Origin of the sequence: Kitasatospora azatica KCTC 9699 (assembly GCF_000744785.1) — a bacterium.
GTDB classification, from domain to species: Bacteria; Actinomycetota; Actinomycetes; order Streptomycetales; family Streptomycetaceae; genus Kitasatospora; species Kitasatospora azatica.
Genome location: NZ_JQMO01000003.1, coordinates 630,535 through 645,463, shown reverse-complemented (window position 1 = coordinate 645,463; position 14,929 = coordinate 630,535). Strand labels below are relative to the sequence as shown.

At 71.6% G+C, this 14,929-nt stretch carries 17 protein-coding genes; 5 read left to right on the top strand and 12 right to left on the bottom strand.

Features of this window, described 5'->3' with window-relative positions:
• Nucleotides 1-5 precede the first annotated feature (5 nt).
• Nucleotides 6-791, bottom strand: a complete 786-nt coding sequence (locus BR98_RS14040; protein ID WP_035844849.1) for a Crp/Fnr family transcriptional regulator — start codon at nucleotides 789-791, stop codon at nucleotides 6-8.
• 306 nt (nucleotides 792-1,097) lie between these two features.
• Between BR98_RS14040 and BR98_RS14035 the strand changes: the two genes are divergently transcribed.
• Nucleotides 1,098-1,466 (top strand): VOC family protein, encoded by a 369-nt coding sequence (locus BR98_RS14035; protein WP_035844848.1) that lies wholly within the window; start codon nucleotides 1,098-1,100, stop codon nucleotides 1,464-1,466.
• 24 nt (nucleotides 1,467-1,490) lie between these two features.
• Here the strand turns inward: BR98_RS14035 and BR98_RS14030 are convergent, their stop codons facing one another.
• The 5 genes from BR98_RS14030 to BR98_RS14010 all read right to left on the bottom strand — a co-directional run bounded on the left by BR98_RS14030 (nucleotide 1,491) and on the right by BR98_RS14010 (nucleotide 5,723).
• The gene (locus tag BR98_RS14030) at nucleotides 1,491-2,732 is read right to left on the bottom strand and encodes an RNA polymerase sigma factor (RefSeq protein WP_035844847.1); all 1,242 of its coding nucleotides are present in this window, start codon (nucleotides 2,730-2,732) and stop codon (nucleotides 1,491-1,493) included.
• Between the two features lie 33 nt (nucleotides 2,733-2,765).
• Nucleotides 2,766-3,167, bottom strand: coding sequence for a YciI family protein (locus BR98_RS14025; protein ID WP_035844846.1), 402 nt, complete (start codon nucleotides 3,165-3,167; stop codon nucleotides 2,766-2,768).
• 131 nt (nucleotides 3,168-3,298) lie between these two features.
• Entirely contained in the window at nucleotides 3,299-4,036 is a 738-nt protein-coding gene (locus tag BR98_RS14020; protein WP_051969751.1) for an MBL fold metallo-hydrolase, read from the bottom strand.
• 81 nt (nucleotides 4,037-4,117) lie between these two features.
• Complete coding sequence (locus BR98_RS14015) at nucleotides 4,118-4,711, bottom strand: HD domain-containing protein (RefSeq protein ID WP_035844844.1); 594 nt, start codon at nucleotides 4,709-4,711, stop codon at nucleotides 4,118-4,120.
• The gene (locus tag BR98_RS14010) at nucleotides 4,689-5,723 is read right to left on the bottom strand and encodes a GlxA family transcriptional regulator (protein ID WP_051969750.1); all 1,035 of its coding nucleotides are present in this window, start codon (nucleotides 5,721-5,723) and stop codon (nucleotides 4,689-4,691) included. Before BR98_RS14010 ends, BR98_RS14015 begins: the two co-directional genes overlap by 23 nt.
• A 334-nt stretch (nucleotides 5,724-6,057) precedes the next feature.
• Here BR98_RS14010 and BR98_RS14005 point away from each other — a divergent pair, with 334 nt between their 5' ends.
• Entirely contained in the window at nucleotides 6,058-6,528 is a 471-nt protein-coding gene (locus BR98_RS14005; RefSeq protein ID WP_035844842.1) for a DUF5709 domain-containing protein, read from the top strand.
• 22 nt (nucleotides 6,529-6,550) lie between these two features.
• Here the strand turns inward: BR98_RS14005 and BR98_RS14000 are convergent, their stop codons facing one another.
• The gene (locus BR98_RS14000) at nucleotides 6,551-8,152 is read right to left on the bottom strand and encodes a phytoene desaturase family protein (RefSeq protein ID WP_035844841.1); all 1,602 of its coding nucleotides are present in this window, start codon (nucleotides 8,150-8,152) and stop codon (nucleotides 6,551-6,553) included.
• Nucleotides 8,153-8,218: 66 nt separating this feature from the next.
• On the opposite strand from BR98_RS14000, the gene BR98_RS13995 reads away from it, so the two are divergent.
• Complete coding sequence (locus BR98_RS13995; RefSeq protein ID WP_035844839.1) at nucleotides 8,219-9,277, top strand: TIGR03617 family F420-dependent LLM class oxidoreductase; 1,059 nt, start codon at nucleotides 8,219-8,221, stop codon at nucleotides 9,275-9,277.
• Between the two features lie 158 nt (nucleotides 9,278-9,435).
• Here BR98_RS13995 and BR98_RS39340 read toward each other — a convergent pair whose 3' ends face one another.
• From BR98_RS39340 to BR98_RS39335, 3 genes are all read right to left on the bottom strand, one after another.
• Nucleotides 9,436-9,600, bottom strand: coding sequence for a hypothetical protein (locus BR98_RS39340; RefSeq protein ID WP_157537753.1), 165 nt, complete (start codon nucleotides 9,598-9,600; stop codon nucleotides 9,436-9,438).
• Between the two features lie 337 nt (nucleotides 9,601-9,937).
• The gene (locus BR98_RS13990) at nucleotides 9,938-10,897 is read right to left on the bottom strand and encodes a DMT family transporter (protein ID WP_035844837.1); all 960 of its coding nucleotides are present in this window, start codon (nucleotides 10,895-10,897) and stop codon (nucleotides 9,938-9,940) included.
• A 3-nt stretch (nucleotides 10,898-10,900) separates the two neighbouring features.
• Nucleotides 10,901-11,047 (bottom strand): hypothetical protein, encoded by a 147-nt coding sequence (locus BR98_RS39335; protein ID WP_157537751.1) that lies wholly within the window; start codon nucleotides 11,045-11,047, stop codon nucleotides 10,901-10,903.
• 71 nt (nucleotides 11,048-11,118) lie between these two features.
• Between BR98_RS39335 and BR98_RS13985 the strand changes: the two genes are divergently transcribed.
• Nucleotides 11,119-12,030, top strand: a complete 912-nt coding sequence (locus tag BR98_RS13985; RefSeq protein WP_198042221.1) for a LysR family transcriptional regulator — start codon at nucleotides 11,119-11,121, stop codon at nucleotides 12,028-12,030.
• A 330-nt stretch (nucleotides 12,031-12,360) separates the two neighbouring features.
• Here the strand turns inward: BR98_RS13985 and BR98_RS13980 are convergent, their stop codons facing one another.
• A complete protein-coding gene (locus BR98_RS13980; RefSeq protein WP_035844835.1) occupies nucleotides 12,361-13,503 on the bottom strand; it encodes an acyl-CoA dehydrogenase family protein in 1,143 nt (380 codons plus the stop codon).
• 181 nt (nucleotides 13,504-13,684) lie between these two features.
• Here BR98_RS13980 and BR98_RS13975 point away from each other — a divergent pair, with 181 nt between their 5' ends.
• Nucleotides 13,685-14,293 (top strand): TetR/AcrR family transcriptional regulator, encoded by a 609-nt coding sequence (locus BR98_RS13975; RefSeq protein ID WP_051969748.1) that lies wholly within the window; start codon nucleotides 13,685-13,687, stop codon nucleotides 14,291-14,293.
• 49 nt (nucleotides 14,294-14,342) lie between these two features.
• Here the strand turns inward: BR98_RS13975 and BR98_RS13970 are convergent, their stop codons facing one another.
• Nucleotides 14,343-14,834, bottom strand: coding sequence for an RrF2 family transcriptional regulator (locus BR98_RS13970; RefSeq protein ID WP_035844833.1), 492 nt, complete (start codon nucleotides 14,832-14,834; stop codon nucleotides 14,343-14,345).
• Nucleotides 14,835-14,929 lie beyond the last annotated feature (95 nt).

Here is a 14,929-nt window from a genome sequence, read left to right as displayed (position 1 = left end):
CCTGGCTAGGTCCGGGCGCGGCCGCCGCCGCGCCCGTCGGCGCCCTGGGCGAGCAGGGCCAGTAAGCCGGGATCGAGGATCTCCACCTCGCGGTTCCCGGTGCGCACCACTTGCTGTTCGCGCAGCAGTCGCAGGGCCTTGGCCACCGCCTCCCGGGTGGCGCCGACGGAGGCCGCCAACTCGTCCTGGGCCAGCCGGACCACCGGCCGGGCGGTCTTCGCTCGGCTCCCCACGAGTTCGGTCCTGCTGAGGTCGGTTCTGCTGAAGTCGGTCAGCTCGGTGAGCTCGGTCAGTCCGGTGAGCTCGGTCAGCCCGGCGAGTTCGGCCAGCCGCCCGGCCAGGCGTTGCAGCACGGTGAGCGAGGCCAATGCCGAGCGCTCGGCGTCGGCGTCGCGCAGCCGGGAGGCGAGCTGGGTCATCACCTGACCGGTGGCCTGCGGGCTGCCCGCCAGGAAGCGGCGGAACCGGTCCGCGGGGATCACCAGCGCCTCCACCGGACCCACCGCCTGGACCGTGGCGCTGCGCGGGCGATTGTCCAATGCGGCAAGCTCGCCGACCAGTTCGCCTGGTCCGCGGAGGCCGAGAATGAGCCGTGTGGCGCCCCGGTCGGTAGCGGTGTACGCCATCGACCAGCCACGCTCGATGAGCAGCACATGGGTCGTTCGATCCCCCTCCGACAGCAACTGCTCCTGCGCCTCGAAGGACCGTGTGGTGCCGAGGGCCAGCAGCGTCTCGCGGTCCTGGGCGGTCAGCGCCTGCGCGAACGGCTGAGCCCCGCCGAGCAGGCTCATGGCACCCCCAGGCGATCAACAACGGCCCAGTGCCGCTCCGATGTTGGCAGAGCCTAGACCCAACGGGGCGAGATTCGGCCAGAAATGACACGGCCGTTGTGGCGTCGGAATACAGATGTGACGGATGGTCAATTTGGTTCTGGTGTCGGCCAGATGGTCGAGTAGCGGGCAGTCCGGCGTGCGCCGACGGCGCACTCCGGCGCACGCCTGCGGCGCATCACGCTACGCGGCGGACGGACAGCTGATCACTGGTCATCCGATGTGCTCATCGGTCACAATCGAGGCAACCGAGCCCCCGGAGGTGGCATGTCCCTACAAATGAGGTTGAGCGCGATAACACTCGACTGCGCCGACCCCCTGGCCCTGGCGGCGTTCTACCAGCAGGCCACCGGCCTCGAACCGCACCCGAAGTCGAACGCCGACTTCGCCGGTCTCAACCGCGCGGACGGACTCTTCATCGGCTTCCAACGGGTGGACGACTACCGGGCTCCACAGTGGCCCGACCAGACACTTCCCCAGCAGATCCACCTCGACTTCGAGGTCGAGGACCTGGACGAGGCCGAGACCCGGCTGCTGGAGCTGGGCGCGGGCAAGCCGGAGCAGCAGCCGAATGAGGCCCGGTGGCGGGTCCTCACCGATCCGGCCGGGCATCCCTTCTGCCTGGTCAGAGGCTGAATCCGAGGCGCGGGTGAGGTCGGGTCAGGGCCCGGGGTCGGCCAGCCGGGCGGCCCGGATGGCGAGGTGGTGGCGTTCGGGCAGGCTTGCGGTGGCCCGGGAGGCCGCGCGGAACAGTTCCGCCGCCCCCGCACGGTCGCCCGCCATCTCCAGCAGATGGGCCCGCACCACCGTGACCCGGTGATGACCCGTCAGGCGGGGATCCGACGGGAGGGCGTCCAGGGCGGCCAGGCCCGCCTGCGGGCCGTGCACCATGGCGGTGGCGACGACCCGGTTGAGCGAGACCACCGGGTTCTCCGAGATGCGTTCCAGCACGCCGTAGAGGGCGAGGATCTGCGGCCAGTCGGTCTGCTCGGCGGTGGCGGCCTCGTCGTGGACGGCGGCGATCGCCGCCTGGACCTGGTACGGGCCGACCGGGCCGACCGGCAGCGCGGCGGTGATCAACGCGATCCCCTCGGCGATGGCCGCGCCGTCCCACCGCCCGCGGTCCTGCTCGGCCAGCGGGATCAGTTCGCCGCCGGGCCCGGTCCGGGCCGGGCTGCGGGCGTGGGTGAGCAGCATCAGCGCCAGCAGGCCGGTGACCTCGCTGTCCTCGGGCAGCGCCGCGTGGACGGCGCGGGTCAGCCGGATCGCCTCCCGGGTCAGCTCGACCCGTTGCAGGTCATCGCCCACGCTGCTGGCGTAGCCCTCGTTGAAGATCAGGTAGAGGACGTGCAGTACCGCGTCGAGCCGCTGCGCCCAGCCGTCCGGCCCGGGCATCCGGAACGGCACGCCGGACGCCTTGATGCGCTGCTTGGCCCGGCTGATCCGCTGTCCCATGGTCGCCTCGGGTACCAGGAACGCGCGGGCGATCTCGGCCGTGGTCAGCCCGCCGACGGACCGCAGGGTGAGGGCGAGGGCCGAAGCCGGCGAGAGCGCCGGGTGGCAGCAGAGGAAGAGCAGGGTCAGCGTGTCGTCCTGCCCCGCCGCGTCCACGGTGTCCGCCGCGGGCGCCACCCGCCGGTCCGCCGGCTGCTGCCGGGCCACCTGGTCCTCACGGCGGCGCCGGGCCTGCTCGCTGCGCACCTCCTCGGTCATCCGGCGCTGGGCGACCTGGATCAGCCAGCCGCGCGGATTGCCGGGCACGCCCTCCTGCGGCCACTGGACGGTGGCCGCCAGCAACGCCTCCTGGACGGCGTCCTCGGCGGCGGTGAAGTCGCCGAACCGCCGGGTGAGCACGCCGACGACCTGCGGCGCCAGCTCGCGCAGCAGGTCTTCGACAAGCACAGCCTCGACGGGCGCTCCCGGATCAGTCAGCGGTCACAGCTCCTCGGTCGGCGCCGACATCACCTGGCGCACCTCGATCGGCATGTTCAGCGGCGCCCCGCCGGGACCGGGCGCCGCCGACACGGCGGCGGCGATCTCGACCGCCCGCTCGGACGGCTCGCAGTCGACGATCCACCAGCCGGCCACCCACTCCTTGGTCTCCGGGAACGGCCCCTCGGTGACCACGGGCGTGCCGCCGCTGTGAGAGCGGACGATCTTCGCCGTCTCCGGCATCGCCAGACCCTGCGCGTCGACCAGCTCCCCGGCGGCGGCCAGCTTGGTGTTGGTGTCACGCATGAAGGCGATGTGCGCCTGGATCTCCTCCGGCGTCCAGGTGTCGATCGTCGGGAAGTCCACCGTCGCCGCGCTGAACTGCATCAGCAGCATGTACTTCATGTCCTGCTCCTCGGACTCGCACGCCCTCGGGTGGGGCGCTCTCACTGACAGGTAGAAGCACGCTTCCCGATTTCGACACCCGGGCGAGGTTTTTCCGAACTATTTCCGCCGACCGAAGCCTAGACGGAAGCCTAGACGGAAGCCGGAGCCGCGACGGCTCGGCCGCGCAGGCGGCGTTCCTCCTTGACCGCCCAGCGCTGGACCCGGTCGGGGTCGAGCGGGGTGCCGTGGCCCACGTGCAGCTTGGTCGGCTTCAGGGCGAGCATGGCGCGCAGGCTGGCCAGGTTGCCGAGCGGGTCGTCGTGGAAGGGCGGGTTGGCGGGCCGGCCGGTGATCAGGCCCATGAAGGAGTTGGCCACCAAGTCGCCGGCGACCAGGTCTCCGGTGTCGGTGAGGACGGAGACGGAGCCGGCGGTGTGGCCGGGGGTGGGGATGATCCGGGCCTCGACTCCGTAGTCCAGCAGGCTCAGCTCGCCGGTCACGACCACCTCGGGGTCGACCCGCTGGACCGGGACGTGCAGGCTCCTGCTGCGATTCATCAGCCGCCCCATCGGACCGGTGGGCCGGTACGGTTCGCGGGCCCGGCCGCTGCGGTAGACGGTGAGGTCCGCGGTGTGGCCGGCGATCGGGGCGCCGGTGAGGCGGTGCAGCTCGGACGCGGAGCCGAAGTGGTCGATGTGACCGTGGGTGAGCACGATCAGCGCGATGTCCTCGGGGTCGACGCCGTGGCGGGCCACCTGGTCGTAGATCCGGCGACCGCTGCCGGGCGTGCCCGCGTCCACGATCACGGGCCGGCGGCCGAGCAGCAGGTAGGCGTTGACGGCATGCCTGCCCAGGACGGGAATGGGGACGATCTTGGTGTCGGACACGGGATCTCCAGAGGTGGGCAGTCGGTTCGGCAGTCAGGTCGGCAGTCAGGTCGGCAGTCAGGTCGGCAGCCGGTTCGGCAGTCAGTCGTGGAAGGGGGCGGCGGCGACCAGGCGGAGGAAGTCCGCCCGCTGGATCAGGGCCGCGATCTTGGAGCCCGGCTTGGCCTTCGCCTGCCCGGTCAGGACCTCGCTGACATAGGCCGAGAACCCCTGTCGGGGATGGAGCTCGAGCACCTCGGCGACCAGGGCGGGCGGCAGCTGGTCAAGGCGCAGGCCGACCACGTCCACAGCGGCGCCCAGGTGGACGGCCGCCACCTCGGGCCGGGGGTCGTCGGCGGTGGCGATGTCCAGGTGCAGGGCGATCGCGTCCCGGACCAGTTCGACCAGCTCGGGCCGGGCCCCGCCGGCCAGCAACTCCTGTTCGGCCAGCCGGGATCCGTGCAGTTCGAACGGGGTGTCGGGGTCGTCGTACGGCTCGACCAGGGCCAGGTCGTGCAGGGCGGCGCCGATGAACAGGGCCTCCGCGTCGAAGGCGCGGCGCTGTCCGTCGAGCAGCGCGGCGCCGAAGCGGTAGGTGCGGTGGCTGTGGCCCACCAGGGTCGGCGGGCAGGCGGTGCGCAGCAGTTGGTCGGCGGCGCGGGCCAGCGGTGAGTCAGGGAACGGCGACAGGGACATGGCTCTCTCCTCGTTGGTCGGGGTGACGGAAGCGGCGGCGGTACTCGGCGGGGGTGGTGACGAGCCGTCGACGAAAGGCCCGGTGCAGCGTCTCCACCGAACCGAGGCCGCTGGCGGCCGCGACCTCGGGCAGGCTCTGCTCGGTGTCCTCCAGCAGTCGGCGCGCGGCCTCCACCCGGACCGCCTCGATGTAGGCGGCGGGCGTGCTGCCGGTGCGCCGGCGGAACAGCCGGGAGAAGTGCCGCACACTCAGGTGCAGTTGCTCGGCGAGTGCCTCGACCGACAGGTCCTCGGCCAGGTGCTCGCCGATCCACCGCCGCAGCTCGTCGATCTGGTCGCCCGCAGGCCGCTGCAGGGACAGCGGCACACTGAACTGGCTCTGCCCGCCGGGGCGTTTCAGGTACATCACCATCATCCGGGCGGTGGCCAGGGCCAGCGCCTGGCCGTGGTCCTCGGCGACCATGGCCAGGGCCATGTCCATCCCCGAGGTGACTCCCGCACAGGTCCACACCCGCCCGGTCCTGATGAAGATCGGGTCCGGGTCGACGGCGACCCGCGGGTACTCGGCGGCGAGTCGCCCGGCGGTGAGCCAGTGCGTGGTGGCGGGCAGGCCGTCCAGCAGGCCGGCCTCGGCCAGCAGGTGCGCGCCGGCGCAGACCGACCCGATCCGCTGGGACCGGGCCGCCGCCGAGCGCAGCCACGCCACGACGGTCGCGTCGATCAGCGGCTCGACGGCCGCGCCCTCGCCCTCACCGGTCAACTCGATCCCGCCCGAGACCAGTACGGTGTCCAGCTGCCCGTCCAGCTCCGCCAACCGCCGGTCGGCGACCAGTTGGAGCCCACTGGAGGTGCGCAGCGCACCGAGCTCGGCCGCCGCGACCTCCACCCGGTAGCCGGGCCGGTCGGTCCCGAGCAGCCGGGAGGCGACCGAGAAGACCTCGGCCGGACCGGTGACGTCCAGGAGTTCCACACCGGGGAAGGCGATGATGACGACGCTGTGTGATTCGGGCACGTGGTCGATGATTCCGTCACCCGCCGGGTGGCCGCAATGACCTGTTTCTGTCAGATCCGGCCACCGGTGCGGGCAGCGGACAGCGGGCGCTTCTCGGTGCGGCGGGCGTTACTCGGGTGGGCCTGCGCGACCGGGTGCGGGCCGTGGTCCTCGCCTACGGGACCGGGCTGGTATCCCCGGGCACACCACGTCAGGGCCGACTGCGCCGCCGCCCGTGCCCTGCGGAGCGGGCCGCCGCATGGGACGCTGGAAGAGGCCTCCCGGACACGGGCGGCTCTTGTGACTGGCGTCTTGTACTGGCGCCGACCCTGGACGGGCCGGCGAGGAGGATCTCATGCCGGACGACGCGTTGATGGGCGACGAGGTCTACCAGCCCGACGGCTCCGAGGTGCAGGACGACATCGGACCGCTCGAATCGGCCGACACCCTGGTGGAGCGCGGCCTGGAGTCGGCACTGGACGAGGGCTACGCCCCGCCGGAGTATCCGCTCGGGGTGACGCACTGGGGGACCACCGCGGCCGAGCAGCGCGGGCACGAGAGCCTGGACCGTCGGCTGGCGGCCGAGCTGCCGGAGGTCGCCGCGTCGGGCGGCGACGGGGTCGGCGACACCTACGGCACCGACGGGGAGCCGATCGACCCGGAGGCCGGCGAGGCCAGGACGGGCCGCCTGGTCGCCGCCGCTGATGCGCGCAGCGACGTGCTCGCCCGGGACGTCGGGATCTGCGGCGGCGCCGCCACGGCGGAGGAGGCGGCGATGCACACCGTCGACGATCCGGAGGCGGCCGAGCTGGAGGATTCGCTGTAGCACAGGGCCTGCTGACGGTCCGTCAGGACTGGCGTGACCCTTGCTGTTCGAGTACCGCCATCGCCGCGTTGTGCCCCGGGATGCCGCTGACGCCGCCGCCACGGGGGGCGCCCGCTCCGCAGAGCAGGATGTTGGGGTGCGCGGTCGCCACACCCCAGCGGGCGGCCGCGGTGTCCCCGGTCGGGGCCTCCTCGGCGTACGGGAAGGCCAGCTCCCGATGGAAGATGTTCCCGCCGGGAAGGGCGAGTTCGCGTTCCAGGTCCAACGGACTCTTCACCTCCATGCACGGCTCGCCCCGCTCGTCCACGGCCAGGCAGTCCGCGAGCGGCTCGTCCAGAACCGCGTCCAGCGCCGCCAGCACGGCCCGCAGCGCGGCCTCCCGGACGGTCTCGTCCTTTTCGAACAGCCGGGCCGGCAGGTGCAGGCCGAAGAGCGTGAGTGTCTGGTAGCCGGCCGCCGCGAGCTCCGGGCCCAGGATCGACGGGTCGGTCAGTGAGTGGCAGTAGATCTCCGAGGGCGCGGGAGCGGGCAACCGCCCGGCCTCGGCCGCGCGATGGGCGGCCGCCAACTCGCCGTAGGACTCGGCGATGTGGAAGGTGCCGGCGAAGGCCTCGCGCGGGTCCACCATCCGGTCCCGCAGCCGGGGCAGGCGGCGCAGCAGCATGTTCACCTTGAGCTGCGAGCCTTCCGGGCCGTCCGAGCCTTCGGGGCCGGCCGGGGTGTCCGGTGGGTCCCCGAGCAGCCGGGCCAGTACCTGCGGCGCCGCGTTGCAGAGCACCGTGCGGGCCGCCACCCGGTGCTCGCTGTCGCCGTCGCGGAAGGTCAGCTCCGCCGTCACGCCGTCACCGGCCACCGCCGTCACCTCGCAGCCGGTGCGCAGCTCGGCACCGGCCGCCCGCGCCGCGTCGGCCAGGGCGTCGGTCAGCGCGCCCATGCCGCCGACCGGCACGGCCCAGTCCCCGGTGCCGCCGCCGATCACGTGGTACAGGAAGCAGCGGTTCTGGCGCAGCGACGGGTCATGGGCGTGCGTGAAGGTGCCGATCAGCGCGTCGGTGAGGACCACGCCACGGACCAGGTCGTCGGCGAACCGGCGCTCCACGCTCTCGCCGAGCGGTCGCTCGAAGAGCTCCGCCCAGGCCGCCGGGTCGGCCACCCGCCGGCGCAGCTCGGCGCGGCTGGGCAGCGGTTCGGTGAGCGAGGGGAAGACCCGCTCGGCGACCCGCCCGGTCATCCCGTAGAACTCCGTCCAGCTGTCGAACTCCCGGTCCGATCCGGTCAGTTCACGGAAGGAGGCGGCGGTTCGGGCCGGGTCGCCGGCGTCCACCAGCAGGCCGGTCGGCCGACCGTCGCGCACCGTCGGGGTGTAGGAGGAGATCCGCCGCCGGCGGACCGCGAAGCGCAGGCCCAGGTCGTCGATGATCTTCCGTGGCAGCAGGCTCACCAGGTACGAGTACTGGGACACCCGCGCCGGCATCCCCGGGAACGGCCGGCCCGAGACGGCCGCGCCGCCGGTGTGGCCGAGCCGCTCCAGGACCAGCACCCGCTGCCCGGCCCCGGCCAGGTAGGCGGCCGCGACCAGCCCGTTGTGACCGCCGCCGACGATGACCGTGTCGTATGCCCGCATACGGCTGTCCTATCAGGGCGCGGGGCCGCTGACCAGGGTGCCGACCGACATGGGAAGGTTGGCCGCATGGTCCGTCCCACCGCCTCGCTCCAGCTCGACGTGTCCGCCTCCGGCCACCCCCGCACCATCCTCGCCGCCGCCGAGGCCGCCGAGCGGAGCGGGATGGACCGGCTGGTGGTCGCCGAGACCGCGCACAACCCGTTCCTGCAGCTCGCCCGGGCCGCCGACCGGACCGAGACGATCGAGCTTGCCACCGGCGTCGCGATCGCCTTCGCGCGCACCCCCATGACCCTGGCCTACGAGGCCTGGGGCCTGCACGAGGCATCGGGCGGACGGGCCGTCATCGGGCTCGGCTCGCAGGTGAAGCCGCACATCGAGAAGCGGTTCGGGATGCCCTGGGACCGGCCGGCCGCGCGGATGCGCGAGTACGTGCACGCGGTGCGGGCGATCTGGCAGAGCTGGCAGACCGGCGAGCGGCTCAGGTTCCGCGGCGACTTCTACACCCACACCGTGATGACCCCGGCGTTCGCGCCCGACCCGGTCGCCGCCGGGCTGCCCCGGATCCTGCTGGCCGGCGTCGGGCCGCTGATGACCGCGACCGCCGGCGCCGTCGCCGACGGCTTCATCAGCCACCCCTTCACCTCACTCGCCTACCTGACCGAGCGGGTGCTGCCCGGCGTCCGGGCCGCCCGCGCCCAGGCCGAGGCCGAGGGCGCCGCCTGGACCGAGCGTCCCTTCGAGATCGTCGGCAATGTGCTGACCGTGACCGGCCGCACCGCGGAGGAGTTCGCCGCCAACCTCGCCGGCCTGCGCGAACGTCTCGCCTTCTACGCCTCCACCCCCGCCTACCGCCCGGTCCTGGCCCAACACGGGTGGCAGGACCTGCACGAGGAGCTGCACCGTCTCTCGCTGCGCGGCCGCTGGCAGCAGATGGGCGAGCTGATCGACGACCAGGTGCTCGGCACCTTCGCCGTCACCGGCACCGTGCCCGAGGTCGCTCGCGAGATCCACCGCCGCTACGCGGGAGTGGTCACCCGACTCTCCGTCAGCTCAGCCGAGAACGCGGACCCGGAACTGGACCTGGCGGTGCTGGCCGCCCTGCGCGCGATGGACAGCCCGCACTGATCCGTTAGGGTCCTGGCCGGCCGCGATGTTGATCTCCGCGCGGCCGCAACGGGAGGGGACAGAGCGTCGGTGACGGCTTTCGACGAGTACGAGCGGCGGACCTGGGCCGGCCGGGCGACGGCTTTCGCCGGTAGCTTCGCCCCGGTCCCGCCGTTGAATCAGTGCGGGCGGCCGGGGGAGGGCCTGATGACGGCGGCCAGCTCCTCGGCCGTGGCGACCGGGCGGAGCACTCCGTTGAGCAGGACCGCCGAGAGGGTCACCGAGTCCGACCACTCCATGACCAGGCGCTCGGTCCCGCGCAGGTAGAAGTTGCGGCCCCACACCGCGGGGCGCGCGACCGCCTCCGGGAACGCGGCGGGAGCCGGTGTCGGTACCCGTCTCCAGCCCGCTCTTGTGATCTCCGTGTCCCAGAAACCCGGACCAGCAATCATCGAACCTCCCTCGCCTCTACCGACACTATCCGTAATCGCGGCAGGTTGAGCAGGGAAGGTGCTCTTTTGGTGGTTGCTCAAGCGGAGACCAGCCGGCGGCTGATAACGAGCCGCTGGATCTGGTTGGTCCCCTCGAAGATCCGCATGATCTACGCCGCCCACAACATCCATGGCTGGGAAATGAAACGCTCCTGCCCTGGAGTCCTCGCGCCTGGTACGGCGTGCGTGGTCATCTGCGCTTGGCGGCTGGGACCGGCTCGCCAAGTGTTCGGCGGCGCGGGACACGTTTTTGGCTGCCGTCCGAGCCGTTCGGCCCTGTCGCGACGACAAAGACACCGATGCCCACGAGCGCCATCCCCGTCAAGTGGTAGGGGTGGAGTCTCTCGCCGAGGAACACGATGGAGAGGACCGCACCGATGACCGGGGTGAGGGCTGTGAAGGCGGCCGCGACTGCGGTATCGACGGTGTCCAGGCTGTCGTACATGAGGACAGCGGCCACACCGTTGACGGCCACCCCGGTATAGATCATCAGCGCCCACGTCTGCCAGGAGATGTGGGTGATCATGCCCCAGTCGAACTCGATGGCGGTAGGTACGGCGAACACCAGCGCCCCCACGGCCGAGAGGATGAGAGACAGTGCGGCTGGGGGAATGGGCTTGGTCAGGAGTTTGCCGAAGGTCATGAAGACGGCCTCGCAGAGAACCGCGCAGACCAGCAGCAAGGTACCGAGCGCGAGATGGGAGCCTGGCGACCCTGCTGAGGTCCGGGCGCTCATCACGTTGATGCTCAAAGCGCCCAGCACCGCGAGGGCAATGCCCCCTCCCCGGCGCGAGGAGATGGATTCCTTGAGAAGCACCAGGGCGACCAGGCTGACGGAGATCGGAACCATGCCCAGGATGACGCCGGCTTCGATGGCCCCGGTGAACTTCACCCCGTACATGGCGAAGACGCTGAACGCGAAGACGCCCAGCAGGGCCTGCGCAAGAAGCACCGTGCTGTCCCTGCGTCCCGGGTGCACCCGGCCCGGAGGCTTCAGCGCCACGTAGACGGCCAGGACGAGAGAGGCGCTTACCAGCCTGACAAAGGTGGCGGTGAAGACCGGCACCTCGCGCAGGATCACCTTGCTGGCGACGAGATACGAGCCGAGGAACACCGTCGCCACGGTCATCTTGATGTGGGCCGCGCGCATGACCTAGCCCCTCCCTGCGGCCGTCGCGGTGGCCGGACGCTGCTTGAACGGACGGTTGATGCGGGTGGCGGTGACGTCGCGCCCGCCGTCGAGCGGGGCCTGCCGCTTCCCACGCCCGAAGCTCGTCGCCCCGCATTGTGCGTTCTTCATGCGGCGAGAATGACCTTCGGAAATAGTAAAGTCAAGCTACATTTTCTATGCTTCTTGTTAAGATGTACTGCATGATTGATGTGAAGCGGCTAGTCATCCTGCGCGACCTGGCCGAACACGGGAAAGTCGGAGTCGTCGCCGGCCTGCACGGGGTCACACCGTCGGCAGTGTCACAGCAGCTGCGGGCACTGGAGGCCGAAGCCGACGCCACGCTCGTATACCGGGAGGGCAGGGGCGTGCGGCTCACGGCCGCCGGCACCGCCCTCGCAGCGGAATGCGAGCACGTACTCGCCGCGCTGGAACGGGCCGAAGGCGCTGTACGCGCCCTGGACCATGACCTCAGCGGTGAGCTGAACATCGGATGCGCCCCCAGCGCCCTGAACGCCGTGGCCGCCCCCCTCATCGCGGAGCTGGCCGCGCTCCACCCCCGGCTGCGGCCCCGGATCATGCAAGCCGAACCGGAGGACGCCGTGCTCCTGCTGAAGCAGCACAGCCTGGACCTGACGGTGTCCTATCGCTACCACCTGCTCGGTGCCCCGCCGCCGAGCGGGACCACCGTCATCGGACTCTTTCACGACCCGCTCATGCTGGCCGTTCCTGAACGGCTGCGAGAGGCAGTCGGCCTCGAGGGACTGGGAGTCCTGCGCGATCATGCATGGATCTCTGCCCCGGAACCCAGCACCTGCCGGGAGATGCTGCTCCACGCCTGCCGCAATGCGGGGTTCACCCCGCGCATCGACCACAGCTGCGGCGATCTCCGCTCGGCCTTGTCGCTCGTCGCGACCGGCCAGGCCGCGACCATCCTGCCTGGCCTGCTCTGCGATGACCCGCCCACCGGCACGGCCATCCTGCCCCTGCCCGACCCGGGGCGCGTCATAGAAGCCATGGTTCGCGCGGGCACTGAGTCACAGCCTGCCATCGCTGCAATTCTCGCCATCCTCACCCAACTCGCGGAGAGGCGTCCACCAACCCCACCCGGATGAAGCCCCTCAGCGGTCAGCGTCTGCGGCATCCGCGGCAAATGCCGGCAGCAGGCCCCGTTCGGATCCGAAGCGCTGCGACAGCGTCGCCGGGGAAACTCCCGCATCGGCGCCGCCGTGCGCCAGGGTGAGCCGTCGAGGGTGACGGTGCCGGTCGAAGGGCAGTGTTGCTCGGCCGTCGGAGGAGGGCCGCCGGTCCAGGGCATGGCGTCGACGATCAGTTGCTGAGCGGTGCCTCCCTGGCGCCTGAGCTGGCTGCCTCAGGCAGTTGGTGCCCACAGCCCCGGCGGGGACTGCGGGCACCATGATCACAGGCTCTGGCCTGGTGGTTGCTCAGGCGGAGACCAGCTGGCGGCTGATGACGAGCCGCTGGATCTGGTTGGTCCCCTCGAAGATCTGCATGATCTTGGCCTCCCGCATGTACCGCTCGACCGGGAAGTCGCGGGTGTAGCCGTAGCCGCCGAGCACCTGGACGGCGTCGGTGGTGACCTTCATGGCAGCGTCGGTGGCGGTCAGCTTGGCGACGCTGGCCTGGCGGCTGAACGGGCGGCCGGCGTCGCGGCGGCGGGCGGCGTCCAGGTAGGTGGCGCGGGCGGCGTCGACGGCGGCGGCCATGTCGGCGAGCAGGAAGCCCAGGCCCTGGTGGTCGATGATCCGCTTGCCGAAGGTGGTGCGCTGGTTGGCGTAGGCCACGGCGGCGTCCAGGGCGGACTGGGCCAGGCCGGTGGCGCAGGCGGCGATGCCCAGGCGGCCGCTGTCCAGGGCGCTGAAGGCGATCTGCAGGCCCTGGCCCTCGGTGCCGATCAGGCGGTCGGCGTCGAGCAGGGCGCCGTCCCAGTTGGACGAGGTGGTGGGGACCGCCTGCAGGCCCATCTTGCGCTCGGGCTTGCCGAAGGAGAGGCCCTCGGTCTCGCCCGGGGCGAGGAAGCAGGAGACGCCGCGGCTGCCGGGGGCGGTGCGGGCGAACAGGGCGTAGAAGCCGGCCCGGCCGCCGTGGGTGATCCAGGCCTTGGAGCCGGTGACCCGGTACCCGTCTGCGGTGCGCTCGGCCTTGCAGGTCAGTGCGGCCGCGTCGGAGCCGGCCTGCGACTCGGAGAGGCTGTAGCCGCCGACCAGTTCGCCGGCCAGCATGCTCGGCAGCCAGCGCTCCTGCTGCGCCTCGGTGCCGAAGGCGGTCAGCGGGTAGCAGGCCATGGTGTGCACGCTGGTGGCCACCGCGACGGCGGCCCAGCGGGCCGCGAGCTCCTCCAGGACCTGCAGGTACACCTCGTAGGACTGGCCGCCGCCGCCGAACTCCTCGGGGTAGGCCAGGCCCAGCAGGCCGGCCTTGCCGAGGGTGGCGAACAGGCCTTCCGGGTAGCTCTCGGTGCTCTCGTGGTCCTCGACCCGGGGGGTGAGTTCCTTGTCGGCGATCTCGCGGGTGAGCGCGATCAGATCCTCTGCCTCGGGGGTGGGAAGCAGGCGGTCGACGGCCATGGTGACTCCAAGCGGAACACAAACGGTACTGAGGAGGGTACGTCAGTACCGGTTAGCGTAGCGCAGAGCGGCGGCCGCCAAACGGTACTGAGGAGGGTACGTCAGTACCGGTTAGCGTAGCGCAGAGCGGCGGCCGCGTAGCGAGGTGACCGCGTAGAGACGCGACTGTCATACTTGCGAGATGATCGAGAGCGCAGTCGCCGTGGGACCGAGGCGGACCGGGCGCGGGGCTGCGCGGCGCAGCGAGCTCTTCGAGGAGCTGGTCGCGCTGCTGATCACCGAGGGCTTCGCCCAGCTGACCCTGGACGACCTGGCGGCTCGGCTGCACTGCTCCAAGCGGACGCTCTACGGACTGGCGGGCAGCAAGGAGCAACTGGTCCGGGCCGCGGTGGTGCACTTCTTCCGGCGGGCCACCGTCCGGGTGGAGGCCGCCTCCGCCGCCGAGACCGAGCCGGCCCGGCGACTGGCCGCCTACCTGCGCGCCGTCGCGGCCGAACTCGCGCCGGTGTCGGCGCAGTTCTTCGACGATCTGGCGGACTTCGAACCCGCCGCCGAGGTCTACGAGCGCAACACCCGCGCGGCCGCCCAGCGAGTCCGGCAGCTGATCGACGAAGGGGTGGCGCAGGGGGCGTTCCGCGAGGTGCACGTCGCCTTCGCCGCCGAGGTGATCACCTCGGTGATGGTCCGCATCCAGCAGCGCCAGGTGGCGGCCGCCACCGGCCTGGCCGACGCGGAGGCGTACGGGCACCTCGCGGAACTGCTGCTGCACGGGCTGGAAGTGCCGCAGTAAGGGACTTGGTCGGGTAGCCGGGTCACGGCGACCTGACCCGGCTGCCCGACTAAGAGCGGTCGTCCGGGTCCGCGTTCAGCCAGGCGCCGATCCTCGGCAGGGCCTCGGGACCGCTTTCGCCCTCCACCGATGCGGCGAGGTCGGCGATCGTGACGGCGGCCAGCGACGCGCGCCATGCCGCGTCGGCGGCTCCCATCGCCCGGGCGATGGGGCATTGCTTCGTACATTGCTCCGGCGGCGTCCCCAGCGGTCCGCGCTGACGTATCTCGGTGCAGACGAACGCGGGACCCGCCCCGTCGACGGCCTGCACCACGTCCAGCAGGCTGACCTCCTCGGGCTTCCTGGTGAGGACGTAGCCGCCGGTCTTGCCCTGGATCGAGTGCACCAGGCCCGCGCGGGACAGCGCCTGCATCTGCTTGGCCAGGTAGCTCGGCGACACGTCGTGCAGCGCGGCCAGCCGAGCCGCCGGCACCGGATCGCCGGCCGCGGTCAGCACCACGCAGCAGTGCAGTGCCCACTCCACGCCACCGGACAGTTTCATGCCACCTCCACTTGACTCGGACACAGGATATCCGAGTACTATCTCGGACATCAGCTGTCCGAGTTTTCGGGGGCTCGCCTCATGAAAGAAGGCGC

Coding starts and splice junctions, on each gene's coding strand:
- BR98_RS13970 (WP_035844833.1), bottom strand. CDS start 14,834: ATGAAACTGTCCGGTGGCGTGGAGTGGGCACTGCACTGCTGCGTGGTG.
- BR98_RS14035 (WP_035844848.1), top strand. CDS start 1,098: ATGTCCCTACAAATGAGGTTGAGCGCGATAACACTCGACTGCGCCGAC.
- BR98_RS13995 (WP_035844839.1), top strand. CDS start 8,219: ATGGTCCGTCCCACCGCCTCGCTCCAGCTCGACGTGTCCGCCTCCGGC.
- BR98_RS14040 (WP_035844849.1), bottom strand. CDS start 791: ATGAGCCTGCTCGGCGGGGCTCAGCCGTTCGCGCAGGCGCTGACCGCC.
- BR98_RS14025 (WP_035844846.1), bottom strand. CDS start 3,167: ATGAAGTACATGCTGCTGATGCAGTTCAGCGCGGCGACGGTGGACTTC.
- BR98_RS13980 (WP_035844835.1), bottom strand. CDS start 13,503: ATGGCCGTCGACCGCCTGCTTCCCACCCCCGAGGCAGAGGATCTGATC.
- BR98_RS13975 (WP_051969748.1), top strand. CDS start 13,685: ATGATCGAGAGCGCAGTCGCCGTGGGACCGAGGCGGACCGGGCGCGGG.
- BR98_RS14015 (WP_035844844.1), bottom strand. CDS start 4,711: ATGTCCCTGTCGCCGTTCCCTGACTCACCGCTGGCCCGCGCCGCCGAC.
- BR98_RS13985 (WP_198042221.1), top strand. CDS start 11,119: ATGATTGATGTGAAGCGGCTAGTCATCCTGCGCGACCTGGCCGAACAC.
- BR98_RS39335 (WP_157537751.1), bottom strand. CDS start 11,047: ATGAAGAACGCACAATGCGGGGCGACGAGCTTCGGGCGTGGGAAGCGG.
- BR98_RS14005 (WP_035844842.1), top strand. CDS start 6,058: ATGCCGGACGACGCGTTGATGGGCGACGAGGTCTACCAGCCCGACGGC.
- BR98_RS14000 (WP_035844841.1), bottom strand. CDS start 8,152: ATGCGGGCATACGACACGGTCATCGTCGGCGGCGGTCACAACGGGCTG.
- BR98_RS13990 (WP_035844837.1), bottom strand. CDS start 10,897: ATGCGCGCGGCCCACATCAAGATGACCGTGGCGACGGTGTTCCTCGGC.